Source organism: Leptolinea tardivitalis, from assembly GCF_001050275.1.
Lineage (GTDB): Bacteria > Chloroflexota > Anaerolineae > Anaerolineales > Anaerolineaceae > Leptolinea > Leptolinea tardivitalis.
On sequence record NZ_BBYA01000014.1, the window covers coordinates 64,958 to 81,221 of the forward strand.

Here is a 16,264-nt window from a genome sequence, read left to right on the forward strand (position 1 = left end):
TCACCTGTTTTGATTTACGGGCATGAATTATTGGCTGCCCAGTAAAGAATTTTTGTGATTTTTACTGATGCAGATCCTGTAACCGTAATTGTAAAGGAGCTGGGATCTTTTGATGGTGATCCAAAATGCTCTGCAGATACCGATTGACCAACAGGTACATCATTATTGTAGGAAGATGCTTTAATATTTATTCCTGAATTGGTTGTGGTATTTGCAACAAAATAGACTGTTGCCTGGCCACCAGAGATAGTAAAATCTTTCGAACTACCTGGATCAAGAACCCATGGAGCGCCAGCTAATTCTTGTGTATCACAGGCATTAGGCACACCCGTAGCCGTTGCTTCAGAGGAGCTTCCACTGGATCCTTGAACTACATTTAGTGTCAGGTCAAACGAAGAAAAGTTAACACCTTCCGGATTGGTGAGCACCCAGCGGGTGTCATAGGTGCCGGGGGTACCCGGTGCGGTGGCCACAACCTTCAATTCCACTTCGGCATTGGGAGCCACGGTGGTGGTGAGGTTATACCCGTTGGCAGAGGTGGGAATCTTATTGGCTGCAGAATAGAAGCGGTACTGGTAGTTTTGATTCCAGGTGGTTGTTCCGACGTTGCGCAGCCGCCAGATGATATTGAATACCTGGCCGGTTTTTACAGAAGTGTTATCAGCCGGTGATTGGGTGACATACAGTGCTTTATCCGGGCTGTTGGCGGCAGCGGATGTTGCGGTCGGCATGGGAGCCAGAGTGGGGAGCATCGCCAATGTTGGCAGCGCCGCCAGTGTGGCTGTGGCCTCTGGTGTATTGGTGGCCGGGATGGTCGGGGTGACGGTGGGCGCATTCTGCGTCAATTGGGCAATTACCGTTACGGCCGCCTGAGTGAACAATTGATTGGCATCAATCGTAGGGGCCGGAGTCTCCTGTGGACCGCAGGCTGTCAACGCCAGAGAGAGGATCAGGAGGGTATTTAACCCTATTAATCTTTTCTTCAAAGTCATAGCATTTCCTCCAGGTTAAAATCAGGTACATTATAACGCTTAATAAAGCATCAAAAAACGAGTGAAAACACAATTTACAATAGAAACAGGTTGAAATTGACGAGAGATTCATCCTTTTCATTGTGAAATGATCGTTGACTTCAAATAAGTTGTTTTATACAAGTCAACTCAAAAAATGCAGAGAACCGTTTTCCGAAGTTAAGACAAAAGTTTACTCTCTAGAAATATTCCTTTTATTAAAACCATTGACGCTTTTTAAAGAATGTCAGCATTAAAACAACAATCAGGAGAAAAACAAACCAGAGCGCTGGATACGCCCAGGTAAGCTCAAGCTCGGGGAAATATTTAAAATTCATTCCGTAGACACCCGCTAAAAAGGTCAACGGAAGAAAGATGGTCGAAACGATGGTGAGGGCTTTCATCACGGTATTTAGACGGAGAGAGGTTGAGTTCAGGTAAATATCAACTGCTCCTGAGACAATGTCGCGGATGGATTCACTCATATCCTGAATCCGAACCAAATGATCATAGATATCACGGAAATAGATGCGGCTGACGGCACTAATCTGCAGGAATTCATCGCGGGTTAAGCGGTTGATCAGTTCGCGCTGGGGGCTGATCACCCGACGTAACGACATAACCATATGTTTGAGGGTGAGAAGCCTTTCGAGGGTGGCCGTTTCAGGATTGGCCAGAACCTGATCTTCCAGCCATTCAACTTCTTCATCCATTTTATCCAGAAGCGGCATATATTCATCAACCAGCGTATCCAGAATGGCATGGCAGATAAAATCGGCTCCACGTGCAGAAAGACGGTCATCTTTGGACATACGCTGCCAGATATTTTGCACGCAAGACATGGCTTCGTCCGTGAAACATGTCACTATATAATGTTCGCTCAGAAAAATATTCAGTTCGCTGGTGGCAAGGTCTTTTAAATTGGCATCCGGGTGGATGGCATTGGCAATGATAAAGAGATAGTGATCAAAATCATCCACTTTTGGGGTCTGGTAACCGATACTCTCGCAATCTTCAATAGCCAGAGGATGAAAATTAAACACTCCGGAGAGGATGGATTCAATTTCGGTATTGGAAGCCTTTTCCAGACTTACCCAGATGATTCCCCGCGGTTTTTCTAGAAAGCGAGAAATATCTGATAGAGATATGGATTCGGGTGGTTTGCCTGCTTCAAGTCTGACAGATTTGATCATAGTTGAGAGTATAGCAAATAAGGTTCCAGATTTTTTGTAGAAAAACGATCTGCGGAATACTTGATTATTTCATGTTCTTGTTGATTATCACATGAATTCCATAATATGAATCGACTGCACCATCCAACCATAATGTGGTTCCGGCACCAAAGTCGCTTAAACCGAATGGATTATGTACTTCTGGAATAGACACAGAAGTTTTACCATTTTGTCTGGCATTCCGGATCATTTGGTCAGCCCGGTCAAAACGTGAGGCGAAGAAACGATAATCTGGGGCGACAGAAAGTACATCGCGAGTCATAGTCAACGAGAAGCCGATGAAGAAAAAAAGAGCGATAAAAACCGGCCACCTATTCTTTAGTGATTTTTCAACAAAATTGGATACCCGATAACCAAAAAAGATGCCTCCACAGGTTGAAAGAATTGCAGTCGTACAGGTGAGCAGAAATCCCGGCAATATCTGTGTCCGGAGTGGTGGAGCGGCTGACATTCCGTATGCTGCCGGTGGAAAGCAGACAAAGATAAGGAGAAGGCCAGATAAAAAGATTGTTGACAGCGAATGTCGGAAATCACAGAAAAAAGGATTTCCCTTAATAACAAAGAATTGAGCGGCTGTATTTTCATGAGAGAGAAAAAGACCAACCAACCCGGAGGATAATAAAACACTAAACATGGCGACCAGATTCTCGGGAGAAAGGAATATTATTCCCACAAAATCTATAAAAGATCGAAAAGCAATGGCCAGTAATGAAACAGGGTCAGGTGATGGAGGGAAATACGATTGGCGAATGTGGTTACCAGGAGCCGCAATGATCACAACCATGGCAGCGAGGGAACAAAGGAGACCGACACCCGACCATAATACCAACGTCTTGCGAAAACCTGCTGGTTCATGGAAAAAGGTAAAAATGAACAAAACTCCAAATAAAGATGTCTGAATGACCACATATGTTTCACCGAAACCGCCGGCAAAGAAAGCGGAAAATCCAAATAACACTAACCATAAAGGTGAAATTGATTCTGTATGCCGGGTTTGAAAATAAATTAACCCGGAAACCAGAAAGGAAAGGAATACCAGTGGAATAATCAATGATCGCATTCCCTGACCCCAGTAAAGGGATTGGGGGAGATCAGGAGCGATCGCAAAGGTCGAAGTCAGGATAACAGCCGGCAGAAAAATGGATGTACAAATTTTTGTGTACTTCGAAGTATAGGAAAGGACCTGGGAGACAATTGAAAAAAGACCAATAAAGAGGAGGAGAAGAGTTAGCCCGGTTTCAAATTTCATCGCGCTGGGCGGCAGAGAACCCATAATACTATCGAGGAAACTGGCGGAAAACCGACCAGACCAGTTCAAGTACCAGTCAAGTGTGGCACTTAAAACACCTTTATTTACTGCCAAGGTGGCGGAACTGAAATCATCCGCAGCAAAACGGATGAAAGAGCCTATGTAGGCATGGGAAAACAAAGGAAGAACCGCAAAAATAGAAAAGAGCGCATAGACATGAGTCAGCAGCCAATCAATCAGACGGCGAAAAAGCAGCAGAATCAAGATAGAATAAGCCAGGAACAACCCGATGGAGAAACCAATCTGGATTATAAGGTTTCGTCCCTGAAGCGCCTTTCCACCAGTGAAAAAAGCGAATACTGCACTATTGGTTAGACCGACAAAAATCAAACTTAATATAAAGATCACAACAAATGTAGCTTTGGAAGAAGAACCGGAAAAAGCCAATTTTTTTAGCATAATAAATATTGTCTTTAAAGAAATGGAATACTTGATTATAAAGAAAAACAGATTTCACGGGGATGAAATCTGTTTTTATGTTTCATGATCAATGAAGTTGAAAAAACGTCAAAAGAGACCCCAATCACCGCCCAATCCTTCTTCCATCATGGAAAAATCCCACATTTCCATGCCGAGACTGATTTCTACCGGCATTTTCAAACCTTCTTCTGCTTTTACACGGGTCATATCCAGCAAAGCAGGACCATATGGACAAAAGGGGGTTGTAAGAATCATTTTAAGAATGGCATTCTTTTCCGTAATCATCAGATCGCGTACCAGCCCAAGTTGAAGAATATTCAACCCAATTTCTGGATCGACCACCTGGGATAACGCTTCTTTAACAGCCGGCATGAGATCAGGATGGGTGGATTCTGCCAACCAGACCGGACGATTTGTTCCAGGGACAGACGTCATAATTTGGATCCTTCCAATGTTTCCTGGGATATGCAATAGACACAGTTGGAGTCACCACTTAAAACACAGCTGATTTTTTCTACGGGTATATTCATAACTTTGGAAATCAGGGTTTGATCTACCGAACAAATTTCAGGGTGCGCCTGACTTACATGGTAATACGGGCAACCATTTTCAAAAATAAAGTATTGAGAATCCTTCTTTTCCCAGCCTACTGAAAAACCCTGCTTCTGCAGTAGATTCTTGATGAAATCAAGTTTCTGTTCAATGGAATAACCGCTGGTCTGCTTTTCATAATCTTTCACAAGATTTTCTGCCATATCTGTAAAGAAACGATTAATAACAGAGGCAGGGAGCGATTCCTTCATCTGGTCCAACAGGCGGGAAGTCAACTCAAAGTAGCGTGTAGGAAAATGCTCCATTCCTTTCTGGCTGAGCGAATAGACCAGATGGGGCCTTCCAACTCCATGACGTTCTTCTTCACTTTCCACCAGACCGTCAAGCAATAGACTGGTCAAATGATGGCGCACCGATATTGAATTAATCGAAACTGCTTTTGCCAATTCATTAATTGTTGAACGAGGCTTATCCAACAGTGTCTCGAGTATTTTTTCTCGTGTACTCTTCATTCTTCCTCAAATCCCAAATGATGTTTTTAGTATAGCATGGAGAAAAGAATATAGTCAATATACATGATATTTATACTAATAATTATTTATTATGTCGATTTAACGTTCAAATAGTTGCCTAAGATTTTTTTCATAGTTACAATTATAGGCGTACATGATTTACCGGTTAAAGGAAAGGTAGACGGGCAATGAAGAATACACCATCGGCGAGAACATTGATATTGTATCCCGGGCTATTATGTATCTGGCTTGCTCTATCTTGTGCCGCTTTATTCTATGTCGATATTCAGACAGCCATGTCTGGAACACTGGTTCTGGCCACCGTTGCGGCGGCTTCCCTATCAGCCATGACCGCTGCCATCATCTGGGGGATGAATATCATCACAGTCATCGTATTTGGCGTAATGCTGTATGTGTTGTATGGATTCAATACAACCAGTCTGATGGTATATATCACATTCCTGGCCGGTGAAATTGGAACGGCTGTACTTGCCTGGAATACCGGCAAACAGGTACTCTTATCGTACCGGCAGGTTGAACGAGATCATGTACTCATAGAAGAAATGCGTATTAATGACGAGACCACCGGGTTGATGCGATTTAATTACGCCCGAAAAGCTCTCTCCAATGAAATTTCCCGAAGTCTGCGATATGGGAAGAAAATGTCACTGCTTCTAATAAAAACGAGGGGCTGGGACGAAATGGCCGAGACTATTGGATTGGAAGCCAGAGAGAGCCTGTTGAAGGATATTTGTGAAATACTGTTCAATAATTGCCGGAATGTAGATACCTTGTTTATTAACATCGACAAAATTGGTGTAATACTTCCAGAAACAGATTATGACGGTGCAGAGGTCATTGCAAAACGGTTAATTGATCAGGTGGATAAAAAAATTAAAAAAGAACTGCAGATTGGTGTGGTGAGTTTCCCCGAAGATTCAATAATAGATGAAGATTTGCTTCTGAAAGCAGAAGCAGCATTACAGTACGCCATAAAAAACAATACAGTTTTAACTGGTTATCGGGAGATTTCTGAATACAGAGATCAAGTGCTGGAATCAGACAAAATCGAAACATCATTTCATGAGTACGAAAGAACTAACTCTCAAAACACAATAAGAGCCGATGAGACAGCCATCCATTTTTGTGGTATCCATACGCTGACTGATATCGAAGTATTGCAGCGAAAATTGAGTTGCATCCCCAATATCGGAAATATACGCCTGGTAGATTTTTCAGATAACGAGATTGTTTTTGCTGCAGATAAAAACCGAACAAATGTGATCGAGAATATTACCAACAAGCTCGATATTAATAATGTTGCCATAGAAGAGATTGCTGATGGGGTCGTGATTAAACTTGATCCTTCTGTTTCAGTGGAATAAGTCAGCTATTGAGAAAGATACATACAGGCAGGGAAGAAAAAACCTGCCTGACAATATATTAAATTATATGAATAATATTATAAATATTGACATAATCCCACTAAAATGGTAGACTTTAGGCAATCTCAAAACAACGTCAGGAGATTTTCTTCATGAGTGAACTGGTTATAAAAAACCTGCATGTACAAATAGAAAATAAACCAATTCTTAAAGGTTTGAATCTTACGCTTCCTCAGGGTGAAGTACACGCCATAATGGGTCCCAATGGGACGGGTAAATCCACCCTGGCTAATACGTTGATGGGACATCCGTCTTACCAGGTAACAGAAGGGGATATACTTTTTGATGGAAAGAGTTTATTAAACCTTTCTCCAGCAGAAAGGTCCCATCTGGGAATTTTTTTGGCATTTCAATATCCGGTTTCAATTCCCGGAGTAACTGTGGCGAATTTTCTGAGAACGGCAGTAAATGCTCATCGAAAAGCCGCAAATCCAGACGATAAAGGTATTCCCATCCTAGAATTTCGGAAAATCATGAAAGAAAAGATGGAAATGTTGAAGGTGGATTCGGCCTTTGCCGGACGGTACCTTAATGAAGGTTTTTCTGGTGGAGAAAAGAAACGTGCCGAAGTTCTCCAGATGGCCATGTTGCAGCCTTCTATTGCCATACTCGATGAAACCGACTCTGGTCTGGATATTGATGCATTACGAATTGTTTCGGAAGGTGTAAATACACTGCGCAATAAGGAACTGGGTGTGCTAGTAATTACCCATTACCAGCGTATTTTGAATTACATTCAACCAGATATTGTACATGTGATGATGGACGGCCGGATTGTGGAATCTGGTGGTCCGGATCTGGCTCTGGATCTGGAAGAACATGGTTACACCTGGGTACGCGAAAAGCTGGAAAACGGTACGTCTGCCTGATCTGAAAATGCGAATAAAGGTGAAGATTGGAGATTCAAGGTGAGCAACGAACCGCAGGCTCAATTCTTAAATGAACTCGAGGATTACCGGTATGGATTTAGTGATAAAGATGTATCGGTATTTGAGACACGCCGGGGACTTGACCGGAAGGTTGTAGAACAAATTTCAGCCATGAAAGGCGAACCTCAATGGATGCTCGAGTTCCGCCTGAAAGCACTTGAACATTTTCAACAACGCCCGATGCCTAAATGGGGCGCTGATATTACTGGATTGAATTTTGATGATATCTATTATTATGTCAAGCCAGCCGAGGCTGAAGGTAAAACCTGGGACGATGTTCCTGAAACCATAAAGAACACATTTGAAAAACTGGGTATCCCGGAAGCGGAGAGAAAGTTCCTGGCTGGTGTAGGTGCACAGTATGAATCTGAAATGGTGTATCACTCCATTCAGGAAAATCTGGCAAAGATGGGAGTAATTTTCCTCAGTATTGAGGAAGGTCTCAGGCAGCATCCCGACTTGTTCCGGGAATATTTCGGAACCGTAGTGCCTATTGAAGATAATAAATTCGCGGCATTAAATTCAGCTGTCTGGTCTGGCGGATCATTTGTCTATGTTCCAAAGGGTGTGAAAGTTGATCTGCCGTTACAGGCATATTTCAGGCTTAATCGTGCCAATATCGGTCAATTTGAACGATCGATAATCATTGCTGATGAAGGTTCACAGGTTCATTATGTCGAGGGATGTACAGCACCTCAGTACACAACTGATTCCTTTCACAGCGGCGTGATTGAGATTGTAGTAAAAAAGAATGCACGGGTACGTTATTCAACCATTCAGAACTGGTCAAATAATGTCTACAACCTGGTTACACAGCGATCAATCGTGCACGAAGGCGGAACAATGGAATGGGTGGATGCAAATCTTGGTTCAAAAGTTACCATGAAATATCCATCTTGTTATCTGGTTGGCCCGGGAGCACACGGAGAGATACTCTCTATGGCTTTCGCCGGTAAAGGGCAGCAGCAGGATACCGGCGGGAAGGTAGTTCATTTTGCTCCGCATACCAGCAGCAAAATTACATCAAAATCGATCAGCAAGGCTGGTGGACGGGCTTCGTACCGTGGGTTGTTGAAAGTATATAAAGGTGCAGAAGATGTCAAATCAAATGTAGTTTGTGATGCACTTCTGCTGGATCCACAATCGCAATCAGATACATACCCGTATATAGAAATTGACGAAGATGATGTTACCATCGGTCATGAAGCCAGCGTGAGCAAAGTCGGAGAAGACCAGCTCTTCTATCTGATGAGCCGTGGTTTATCGGAAGAACAGGCAACCACAATGGTTGTATCTGGTTTTATTGAGCCATTAGTCAAAGAACTCCCAATGGAATATGCCGTTGAAATGAACCGGCTTATACAACTTCAGATGGAAGGATCCATCGGTTGATAAACCGGACGGATGATGGTAGAACCTATGAATGAAACGCCTGTTGTAATTACCAGAAACAGAACATCAACAGCAAGCAGATCAACCCAATTCACATTTTCAGAAAATGATATCGTTCCTGAAAAGGCAAAAGATCTGGCAGCTGTTCGGGAACATGCCTGGGAAGTATATAAGACTCAAGGAATTCCTGCTACTACCGAAGAGGCATGGCGCAGAACAGATCTGTCCAGATTGAATGCCGGTCAATTCGGATTACAGAATAATGATTTAAATGATTATTCGGCTGCCACCCCCCCTGAAGAAATCCTTCGTCCACTGGCCGATACCGAACAGGCAGGGCAGATTATTCTTTCAATAAATGACGAAAAAATTAAATTATCCAATGATCTGCTGGAAAAAGGTGTGGTGTTCACAACTTTTTCGGAATTACGAAAGAACAATCCATCGCTATTAGCCCGATACATCGGAAAAATTGTCAAACCAGAAGAGGGGTTGTTCCCTGCTATGGTTCAAGCCTTTGGGCAAGATGGAATTTTTCTCTTCATACCGAAAAATGTAAAGATTAGCCAACCTTTACATAGTATTATCTGGGGTGCCATAGAAAAGACTGCCAGACTTTCCCATGTCATTGTTGTTCTGGAAGAAAATTCGGAAGCAACATTTATCCATGAAACCGCTTCACCTGAAAATGAAAATGGATCTGCTTTTCATGCGGGCATTGTCGAGATTCTAATAGGTGAAAATGCCAGATTGCAATTTGTAGAACTGCAATCCTTAGGAAAGAATGTGTGGAATTTTTCCAATGAACGTGCCAGAGTCGAGAACCAGGGCACGATTGAGTGGACTTTTGGTGCCATCGGGAGCCGCCTTACAAAAAACTTTACAGACCTTGACCTGGTAGGCGAAGGTGCAACGGGAAAAATGTCAGGTTTTTATTTTACGGATGGAACACAACATCTTGATCACGATACCCAACAAAATCATCTGGCACCCCATACAACAAGCGACCTGCTGTTTAAAGGGGCTTTATTGGATAACAGTCATTCAGTCTGGCAGGGAATGATCTATGTAGCTCCGGGTGCCCAAAAAACCGATGGGTATCAGGCAAATCGAAATTTGATATTGAGCCGGAATGCACATGCCGATTCAATTCCCGGACTCGAAATTAAGGCAGATGATGTGCGTTGTACGCATGGAGCAACCGTAGGCAAGATCGATAAAGATGAACTGTTTTATCTATTGAGTCGTGGTATCCCTCAAAAAGAAGCAGAACGCCTGATTGTAGAAGGATTCTTTGATCCGATTATGCAGAGAATCCCCTTTGAAGGTGTTCGCAACCGTTTTCAACAGTACATTCATAATAAGATGGCAGTATAAATTCTGCCGTGGTAATATGAATTGGCAAATTTTTTGAAATACAGGAGCAAAAATTGGCATCTGTACCTTTCATGAAAGATCCGACACCGGAAAATAATTTTGATGTAGGCGATACCGTAGAGGTATTGGCCGACCACGATAAAGGTGGAGACCGTGTACGCGGTTGGGTTCGTGGAATTGTGGTTCAGGTAGATGCGAAAATGGTTGCCGTTCAATTTCGCGGCAATGTCTATCTTACTGACGGCTGGATGGTGCCAGACCATATTTTGTGGTTTCCACAGAATTCAACAAACCTTCGGGCACCGGCGAAAACCAAAACCGGGAAATCGATCTCTGGTAAAGCTGACCTGCTATAAAGAATCTTATGTCTGTTGATTTCTCAAAATACAAACAAGATTTCCCGATATTAAGCAGGGAAGTTCATCCTGGCAAAAAGCTGATATATCTCGATTCCACTGCTTCAACACAGAAACCACAGATTGTATTGGATGCGATGGATGATTATTACCATCGCCATAATGCCAATATCCATCGCGGTGTTTATACCATTTCTGAAGAAGCAACAGAATTATATGAAAATGCACGTGCAAAAGTGGCAAGATTTATCCATGCACCTTCTGCCAGGTCCATCGTTTTCACACGAAATACCACCGAATCCATAAACCTGGTCGCTTTTACCTGGGGACGAAAAAATCTAAAAGAAAACGACCTCGTTCTTCTAACTGAATTGGAGCATCATTCGAACATTGTACCCTGGCAGATTCTGGTCCAAGAGAAAAAGATACGAATAGAGTTCATTCCGGTTCTACCAGACGGTATTCTGGACATGAATGCGTATAAGAATTTGTTGGAGAAAAAACCGAAACTGGTTGCATTTGCGCATATGTCAAATGTCCTCGGAACAATCACACCGGTAAAAGAAATGACCACACTGGCCCATCAAGTCGGTGCCATTGTATTAATTGATGGTGCGCAATCTGTTCCGCATTTGCCAGTTGATATCCAGGATATTGATGCAGAATTCCTGGCATTTTCGGCTCACAAAATGTGCGGGCCAACAGGCATCGGAGCACTTTACGGCAAATTTGATCTATTGAATGAAATGCCGCCATTTTTGGGTGGTGGAGATATGATCCGTAAAGTAACATTTGAAGGTTTTTCAACCAATGATGTTCCGGCAAAATTCGAAGCAGGAACGCCGGCTATTGCTGAAGCCGTGGGTTTTGGCGCCGCTATTGATTATTTATCATCCATTGGGATGGAAGAAATCGCCAAACATGAGCAGGAAATTGCACTGTATGGATTAAGACGGCTGGAAGAAAGCGGCGGAATAAAAGTAATTGGTCCACATAATCAGCGTGGTGGGGTACTCGCATTTGATATGAGTGGAATACATCCTCACGATGTAGCCCAGATTCTTGATAGTGAAGGAATTGCTGTCAGGGCAGGGCATCATTGTGCCCAGCCGCTTCATATCAAATTTGGACTTCCTGCGACCACACGAGCCAGCTTCTACCTTTACAATTCAAAAGAGGATGTTGACTCATTAATCAAAGGCCTCGATAAAGTTAAGATGATGTTTGATTAGAAATGGTGAATCATGGATGATCTTTACAGGGAAATCATCATAGAACATTATAAAAACCCCGGATTTCGCGGAGAATTGGATCCAAATGATTACACATATGAAGATGAGAATCCAGTTTGCGGTGATCATATTCGTGTAGACATAAGAGTAAATGATTCAGGTATTGTCACTGAAGCAAAGTACAGTGGACACGGATGTGCTATATCACAGGCTTCTGCAGATTTATTGATGGAAGCAATTATTGGGAAAAAAGTTGAAGACGTAAAGAAATTGACAAAACAGGATGTTCTTGACCTGCTCGGAATAGAACTTGGGGCAGTCCGGTTAAAATGCGCTCTCCTGCCGCTCAAAGTGGTGAAAGCTGGTGTCTATGGCGTGGGAAAAGAATCGGAATTATCTGATCTGGATTGATCCTGATGGAAGAAAAAACTGAATTTCTTTATGTAGCTCAAGAACAGGATATACCGCTCAATGAACGGTTATTCATTGAGATTAATGAACAACCAATCGTGATTTTTAATCTGGGTGGGAAATTATTCGCCATTGGTGATGTTTGCACTCACGATAATGGTCCAGTGGGCGACGGACAGGTTGATGGTTACGAAGTCGTCTGTCCACGGCATGGAGCTCGATTTGATATTCGATCAGGCAAAGCAACAAAATCTCCCGCTTTTAGAGATGTCCCGTCTTATCAGATCAAAGTAGAAGATGGAAAAATATTTATAAAAATCTAAAAAAACAACCTCCTGAATAAAGACCTAGGAGGTTGTTTTTATTAATTATATCCAAATTTGCCAATTACCCTCAGGATATCAAATCCTTCTGCGTAACGGCGTTCGGCAATAGCACCATATCGGATCAATGTTGCACGGGTAAGTTCGGCATTGAAATAGTATCTTGTTGAATATGTTGTGTATTGTTGCAATGCTTCGATCTTTTTACGAACATCATCTTCACTGACTTCCACAAGAAAATTCGGGAAGAAACCATAACTTGAACGAATAACATCAAAGCCAAGTACAGTTGTTCCTCGAAAGGCTCGAAGTGCTTCTTCCGTCACGGTGCCATGATCTTGATGGATATCAGCACGTGTATGTACAAACACAATATCTGGTTTGAAGCTTTTATTCAGTTCGATCATGAATTCCAGAATTTCCTGACGGGCATGTGGAAACCGGCGGGTTTCAAACTGTCCAAGTATGACCTTTTCCTGAGGAATACCCAGCCTGGCCATGCTGGCATAATGCTCTTCAACCAAATGGTGCAATTCAGGATTCTTCTGATTGTCAGAAAGAGTTACACAACGGATATCTGATTGACCGGCTACTTGTGCGATAAGTGCGCCAGCACCCAATTCAATATCATCAGGATGTGCTCCTAAAAAGCAAATTCGTTTGCCAGAAAAAGTCAGCGATTCGGCCATAGTTATTTTGTGGCGAGGAATCCACCAACAACTTTGGTCATTACTAATTTACCGTCAGATTTGATGCGTTTTTCTGCTACGGTTTTGATTTTATTCATGATATCTTCAAATTCAGATTTATCTTTGAAGAAACTGGTCCAAAGCTTACGATCTTCTGAAAGGGAGGCACGCGTATATTCAATGAATGGTTCAGCCGATTCAAAAGTAAGCGGATTCTCAAAGACATGAACGTCTACTTTAGAGAAGGTTGCACGCATGCTGGCTAGAATCTGGCTTTCGTAGCGGGAGCTTCCGGGCATTGGAGGAATTGTCTTTCCAGTAGCTTCACGAATCACATCATAGAATAGCTGTTTATTGGTTGGCATGGGTCCGCTTGTAAACAAACGACCACCAGGTTTCAATACACGGTGCATTTCACGAATAGTGAATGGAATATCTTCTGCATAATAAATGGCAAAACAGCACGATTCAAAATCAAATGTGTTTTCAGGAAGGTCGAATGGCCTGTTGAAATTTAACGTCATGAATGTAACAGCGTCATTGTATTTATGATTTTCTTCTTTTGCCTCTGACAATAATTCATCCGAAACATCGCCACCGGTGATATTGGCCTGACCTTTTAAATGTTTGTAATAAGAAAAACACTGTTTTCCGGCGCCGCATCCGACATCCAGAATTTTATCACCCTGCTTCAATTGAATGAGATCCAACATCCAAGCATCGATGTCGCGGCCGCCATATTTATTATGGATATCAATTCTTTTTAAGAGGTCGTTTGTTGTTTCCTGGTAATCGATTTTCATAGAACCCTCTCAGGTTTGGGATATTTGTTCAGAATGGATCAAGTATAAATGACGAGACATGAAACTTCAAGCAAATATATCAACAAATTCGCGGCAGCATTTCTCCGGCAAGAACATCCAGAAGGCGAGTGCCACCAATAGGTGTCTGCATAAGTACTTGCCCGGGGTGATTTGATGTAATTTGACCAATGATCGCCGAATCTTTGCCGTACTTTGTCTGTTTCATTGAATTCAGGACAATTTGCGCTTCTTCCTGAGGAACGATTACGATTAATTTACCTTCATTGGCTACATATAAAGGATCAAATCCCAACATATCACAGGCAGAACGTGTAGCCGGATTTAATGGAATACTCTCTTCTACCAGAGTGATTCCAACATGACTCTGATTGGCAATTTCATTCAATGTTGTTGCCACCCCACCGCGGGTAGGGTCTCTTAAAACATGAGTATGTGGTGATGCTTGAAGAATTGTGTCCACAAGGTGATTTAATGGGGCAGTATCAGAACAAACGGAGGTTTCAAACCCCAATTCGCCCCGGGCAGAAAGTACAGCAATTCCATGATCTCCCAATGTACCCGATACTAAAATTGAATCACCTGGTCTGGCATATTGCCCGCCAATCTGGATGGTTGAATCCAACCATCCAAAGCCAGTCGTTGTAATGAAAATCTGGTCAGCACCACCTTTTTCAACCACTTTAGTGTCGCCAGCAACAACATTCACACCGGCTTCATCGGCAGCAGATTTCATGGATTGGACGATTGATTGAAGTGTGCTGATTGGTAATCCTTCTTCAAGAATGAAGCCAGCGGTTATATATAGCGGTTTTGCGCCAGAGACGGCAACATCGTTGACGGTTCCACAGATGGCCAAACGGCCAATGTCTCCTCCGGGGAAAAATACTGGTTTTACGATGTGCGAATCGACAGATACGATCAATCGCCCGTTGGATGTATTAAAGGTAGGGACGGACACACTGGCAAAATCGTTGCCTTCATCTAGAGAAGGATTACTAAATGCAGGTTGAAAAATATCACGGATTAAGTCGGCTGTCATACGACCACCGCTTCCATGTCCCATCACAATTTGGTCCCGATGATATATAGGAACAGGGCATACAGGACCTTCAAACGAAGACAAATTAACTGGCATATTGATTCTCCGATATACCTTTTCGTGCTCTACCATACCTTAAATAGGCGGCACAGGCGCCTTCCGATGAAACCATCGTAGCTCCCAAAGGATGATCCTGGTTGCATATGGTTCCAAATGCAGGGCATTCTGGTGGTTTCTTTATTCCCTGTAAAATCTGGCCGGCGATGCAAATATCTGATTCTTTGGTTTGAATATTTCCAATTTCAAAACGGGATTCGGCATTGTAATTATTAAATTCTTTTCGCAATCCAAGACCGCTCATTGGAATTTCACCAATACCCCGCCAACTACGATCGCATGGTTCGAATACCAAGCGGATCATTTCTTGCGCAGGTAAATTTCCGTTTTCCGAAACTACACGTGAATAAGCATTTTCGACTACATGTTTACCGGTTTCAAGCTGCCTGATTGTAAAAAGAATCCCTTCTACCAGATCAAGAGGTTCAAATCCGGTGACAACAATGGGAATATTATATTTCTCTGCAATCGGAGGATATTCCCAGTATCCCATAACTGAACAAACATGACCTGCTGCCAGAAAGCCTTGGACACGATTTTGCGGGGCACCAAGAATAGCATGCATAGCCGGAGGAACACAAACCTGTGATACCAGAATGGAAAAATTCTTTAACCCTAAATTCTTGGCCTGTAAAACGCTCATCGCATTTACTGGAGCTGTGGTTTCAAAACCTATGGCAAAGAATACAACCTGCTTATCTGGATTTTCTACAGCTATTTTTATCGCGTCCAATGGAGAATAGACGATGCGTACCTGGGCGCCTTCCGCTTTGAGACTGAACAGATCACGAGATGATCCGGGAACACGCATCATATCACCAAAAGTTGTGAAAATTACATTGGGTTGAGCTGCAATGGCTAAAGCCTTATCTATCAATTCCAGTGGCGTGACACAAACAGGACAACCAGGTCCATGTACCAGTTCGATATTTTCTGGAAGCAATTCATCCAATCCATACCTCAGGATGGCATGAGTCTGTCCACCACAAATTTCCATGATCGCCCAGTGTCGGGTTGTAATGCGATGTATTTCAGAAATACCTGCTTTGACAAGGTTGGCATTCCGAAACTGGTTTAACATGGAAAAGGTATCTG

The 16,264-nt window shown here is 42.8% G+C and carries 17 protein-coding genes; 8 read left to right on the forward strand and 9 right to left on the reverse strand.

Annotated features, from left to right (window positions below):
- Window positions 1-14: 14 nt before the first annotated feature.
- From LTAR_RS15655 to LTAR_RS15675, 5 genes are all read right to left on the reverse strand, one after another.
- Window positions 15-992, reverse strand: coding sequence for an NBR1-Ig-like domain-containing protein (locus tag LTAR_RS15655; protein ID WP_062423254.1), 978 nt, complete (start codon window positions 990-992; stop codon window positions 15-17).
- A gap of 236 nt (window positions 993-1,228) precedes the next feature.
- Window positions 1,229-2,203, reverse strand: a complete 975-nt coding sequence (gene corA, locus LTAR_RS15660; protein ID WP_062423255.1) for a magnesium/cobalt transporter CorA — start codon at window positions 2,201-2,203, stop codon at window positions 1,229-1,231.
- A gap of 64 nt (window positions 2,204-2,267) precedes the next feature.
- Complete coding sequence (locus tag LTAR_RS15665; RefSeq protein ID WP_062423256.1) at window positions 2,268-3,950, reverse strand: DUF6056 family protein; 1,683 nt, start codon at window positions 3,948-3,950, stop codon at window positions 2,268-2,270.
- Between the two features lie 108 nt (window positions 3,951-4,058).
- Window positions 4,059-4,406, reverse strand: coding sequence for a metal-sulfur cluster assembly factor (locus LTAR_RS15670; RefSeq protein WP_062423257.1), 348 nt, complete (start codon window positions 4,404-4,406; stop codon window positions 4,059-4,061).
- The gene (locus LTAR_RS15675; protein ID WP_062423258.1) at window positions 4,403-5,035 is read right to left on the reverse strand and encodes a helix-turn-helix transcriptional regulator; all 633 of its coding nucleotides are present in this window, start codon (window positions 5,033-5,035) and stop codon (window positions 4,403-4,405) included. Before LTAR_RS15675 ends, LTAR_RS15670 begins: the two co-directional genes overlap by 4 nt.
- A 188-nt stretch (window positions 5,036-5,223) precedes the next feature.
- On the opposite strand from LTAR_RS15675, the gene LTAR_RS15680 reads away from it, so the two are divergent.
- The 8 genes from LTAR_RS15680 to LTAR_RS15715 all read left to right on the forward strand — a co-directional run bounded on the left by LTAR_RS15680 (window position 5,224) and on the right by LTAR_RS15715 (window position 12,500).
- Window positions 5,224-6,420, forward strand: a complete 1,197-nt coding sequence (locus LTAR_RS15680) for a diguanylate cyclase domain-containing protein (protein WP_062423259.1) — start codon at window positions 5,224-5,226, stop codon at window positions 6,418-6,420.
- Between the two features lie 152 nt (window positions 6,421-6,572).
- Complete coding sequence (sufC, locus tag LTAR_RS15685) at window positions 6,573-7,349, forward strand: Fe-S cluster assembly ATPase SufC (RefSeq protein WP_062423260.1); 777 nt, start codon at window positions 6,573-6,575, stop codon at window positions 7,347-7,349.
- A 39-nt stretch (window positions 7,350-7,388) separates the two neighbouring features.
- The gene (sufB, locus tag LTAR_RS15690) at window positions 7,389-8,801 is read left to right on the forward strand and encodes a Fe-S cluster assembly protein SufB (RefSeq protein ID WP_062423261.1); all 1,413 of its coding nucleotides are present in this window, start codon (window positions 7,389-7,391) and stop codon (window positions 8,799-8,801) included.
- A 27-nt stretch (window positions 8,802-8,828) separates the two neighbouring features.
- The gene (gene sufD, locus LTAR_RS15695) at window positions 8,829-10,178 is read left to right on the forward strand and encodes a Fe-S cluster assembly protein SufD (RefSeq protein WP_158423461.1); all 1,350 of its coding nucleotides are present in this window, start codon (window positions 8,829-8,831) and stop codon (window positions 10,176-10,178) included.
- Between the two features lie 53 nt (window positions 10,179-10,231).
- Entirely contained in the window at window positions 10,232-10,534 is a 303-nt protein-coding gene (locus LTAR_RS15700; RefSeq protein ID WP_062423263.1) for a hypothetical protein, read from the forward strand.
- Window positions 10,535-10,542: 8 nt separating this feature from the next.
- Complete coding sequence (locus LTAR_RS15705) at window positions 10,543-11,766, forward strand: cysteine desulfurase (protein WP_062423264.1); 1,224 nt, start codon at window positions 10,543-10,545, stop codon at window positions 11,764-11,766.
- Window positions 11,767-11,778: 12 nt separating this feature from the next.
- Entirely contained in the window at window positions 11,779-12,177 is a 399-nt protein-coding gene (gene sufU, locus LTAR_RS15710; protein WP_062423265.1) for a Fe-S cluster assembly sulfur transfer protein SufU, read from the forward strand.
- Window positions 12,178-12,182: 5 nt separating this feature from the next.
- Complete coding sequence (locus tag LTAR_RS15715) at window positions 12,183-12,500, forward strand: Rieske (2Fe-2S) protein (protein ID WP_062423360.1); 318 nt, start codon at window positions 12,183-12,185, stop codon at window positions 12,498-12,500.
- A gap of 41 nt (window positions 12,501-12,541) precedes the next feature.
- Here LTAR_RS15715 and LTAR_RS15720 read toward each other — a convergent pair whose 3' ends face one another.
- The 4 genes from LTAR_RS15720 to hypD form a co-directional block, all read right to left on the reverse strand.
- The gene (locus LTAR_RS15720; protein ID WP_062423266.1) at window positions 12,542-13,189 is read right to left on the reverse strand and encodes a PIG-L deacetylase family protein; all 648 of its coding nucleotides are present in this window, start codon (window positions 13,187-13,189) and stop codon (window positions 12,542-12,544) included.
- 2 nt (window positions 13,190-13,191) lie between these two features.
- Window positions 13,192-13,992, reverse strand: a complete 801-nt coding sequence (locus LTAR_RS15725; protein ID WP_062423267.1) for a class I SAM-dependent methyltransferase — start codon at window positions 13,990-13,992, stop codon at window positions 13,192-13,194.
- A 79-nt stretch (window positions 13,993-14,071) separates the two neighbouring features.
- On the reverse strand, window positions 14,072-15,148 hold the full coding sequence (gene hypE / locus LTAR_RS15730) for a hydrogenase expression/formation protein HypE (protein WP_062423268.1): 1,077 nt from the start codon (window positions 15,146-15,148) through the stop codon (window positions 14,072-14,074).
- Entirely contained in the window at window positions 15,138-16,250 is a 1,113-nt protein-coding gene (gene hypD / locus LTAR_RS15735) for a hydrogenase formation protein HypD (protein WP_062423361.1), read from the reverse strand. Before hypD ends, hypE begins: the two co-directional genes overlap by 11 nt.
- Between the last annotated feature and the right edge of the window lie 14 nt (window positions 16,251-16,264).

Excerpts from the sequence above, each read along its gene's own strand:
- corA (WP_062423255.1), bottom strand. The coding sequence starts at position 2,203 with ATGATCAAATCTGTCAGACTTGAAGCAGGCAAACCACCCGAATCCATA.
- hypD (WP_062423361.1), bottom strand. The coding sequence starts at position 16,250 with ATGTTAAACCAGTTTCGGAATGCCAACCTTGTCAAAGCAGGTATTTCT.
- hypE (WP_062423268.1), bottom strand. The coding sequence starts at position 15,148 with ATGCCAGTTAATTTGTCTTCGTTTGAAGGTCCTGTATGCCCTGTTCCT.
- LTAR_RS15675 (WP_062423258.1), bottom strand. The coding sequence starts at position 5,035 with ATGAAGAGTACACGAGAAAAAATACTCGAGACACTGTTGGATAAGCCT.
- sufD (WP_158423461.1), top strand. The coding sequence starts at position 8,829 with ATGAATGAAACGCCTGTTGTAATTACCAGAAACAGAACATCAACAGCA.
- sufU (WP_062423265.1), top strand. The coding sequence starts at position 11,779 with ATGGATGATCTTTACAGGGAAATCATCATAGAACATTATAAAAACCCC.
- LTAR_RS15715 (WP_062423360.1), top strand. The coding sequence starts at position 12,183 with ATGGAAGAAAAAACTGAATTTCTTTATGTAGCTCAAGAACAGGATATA.
- LTAR_RS15705 (WP_062423264.1), top strand. The coding sequence starts at position 10,543 with ATGTCTGTTGATTTCTCAAAATACAAACAAGATTTCCCGATATTAAGC.
- LTAR_RS15665 (WP_062423256.1), bottom strand. The coding sequence starts at position 3,950 with ATGCTAAAAAAATTGGCTTTTTCCGGTTCTTCTTCCAAAGCTACATTT.
- LTAR_RS15720 (WP_062423266.1), bottom strand. The coding sequence starts at position 13,189 with ATGGCCGAATCGCTGACTTTTTCTGGCAAACGAATTTGCTTTTTAGGA.
- sufC (WP_062423260.1), top strand. The coding sequence starts at position 6,573 with ATGAGTGAACTGGTTATAAAAAACCTGCATGTACAAATAGAAAATAAA.
- LTAR_RS15655 (WP_062423254.1), bottom strand. The coding sequence starts at position 992 with ATGACTTTGAAGAAAAGATTAATAGGGTTAAATACCCTCCTGATCCTC.
- LTAR_RS15680 (WP_062423259.1), top strand. The coding sequence starts at position 5,224 with ATGAAGAATACACCATCGGCGAGAACATTGATATTGTATCCCGGGCTA.
- LTAR_RS15725 (WP_062423267.1), bottom strand. The coding sequence starts at position 13,992 with ATGAAAATCGATTACCAGGAAACAACAAACGACCTCTTAAAAAGAATT.
- LTAR_RS15670 (WP_062423257.1), bottom strand. The coding sequence starts at position 4,406 with ATGACGTCTGTCCCTGGAACAAATCGTCCGGTCTGGTTGGCAGAATCC.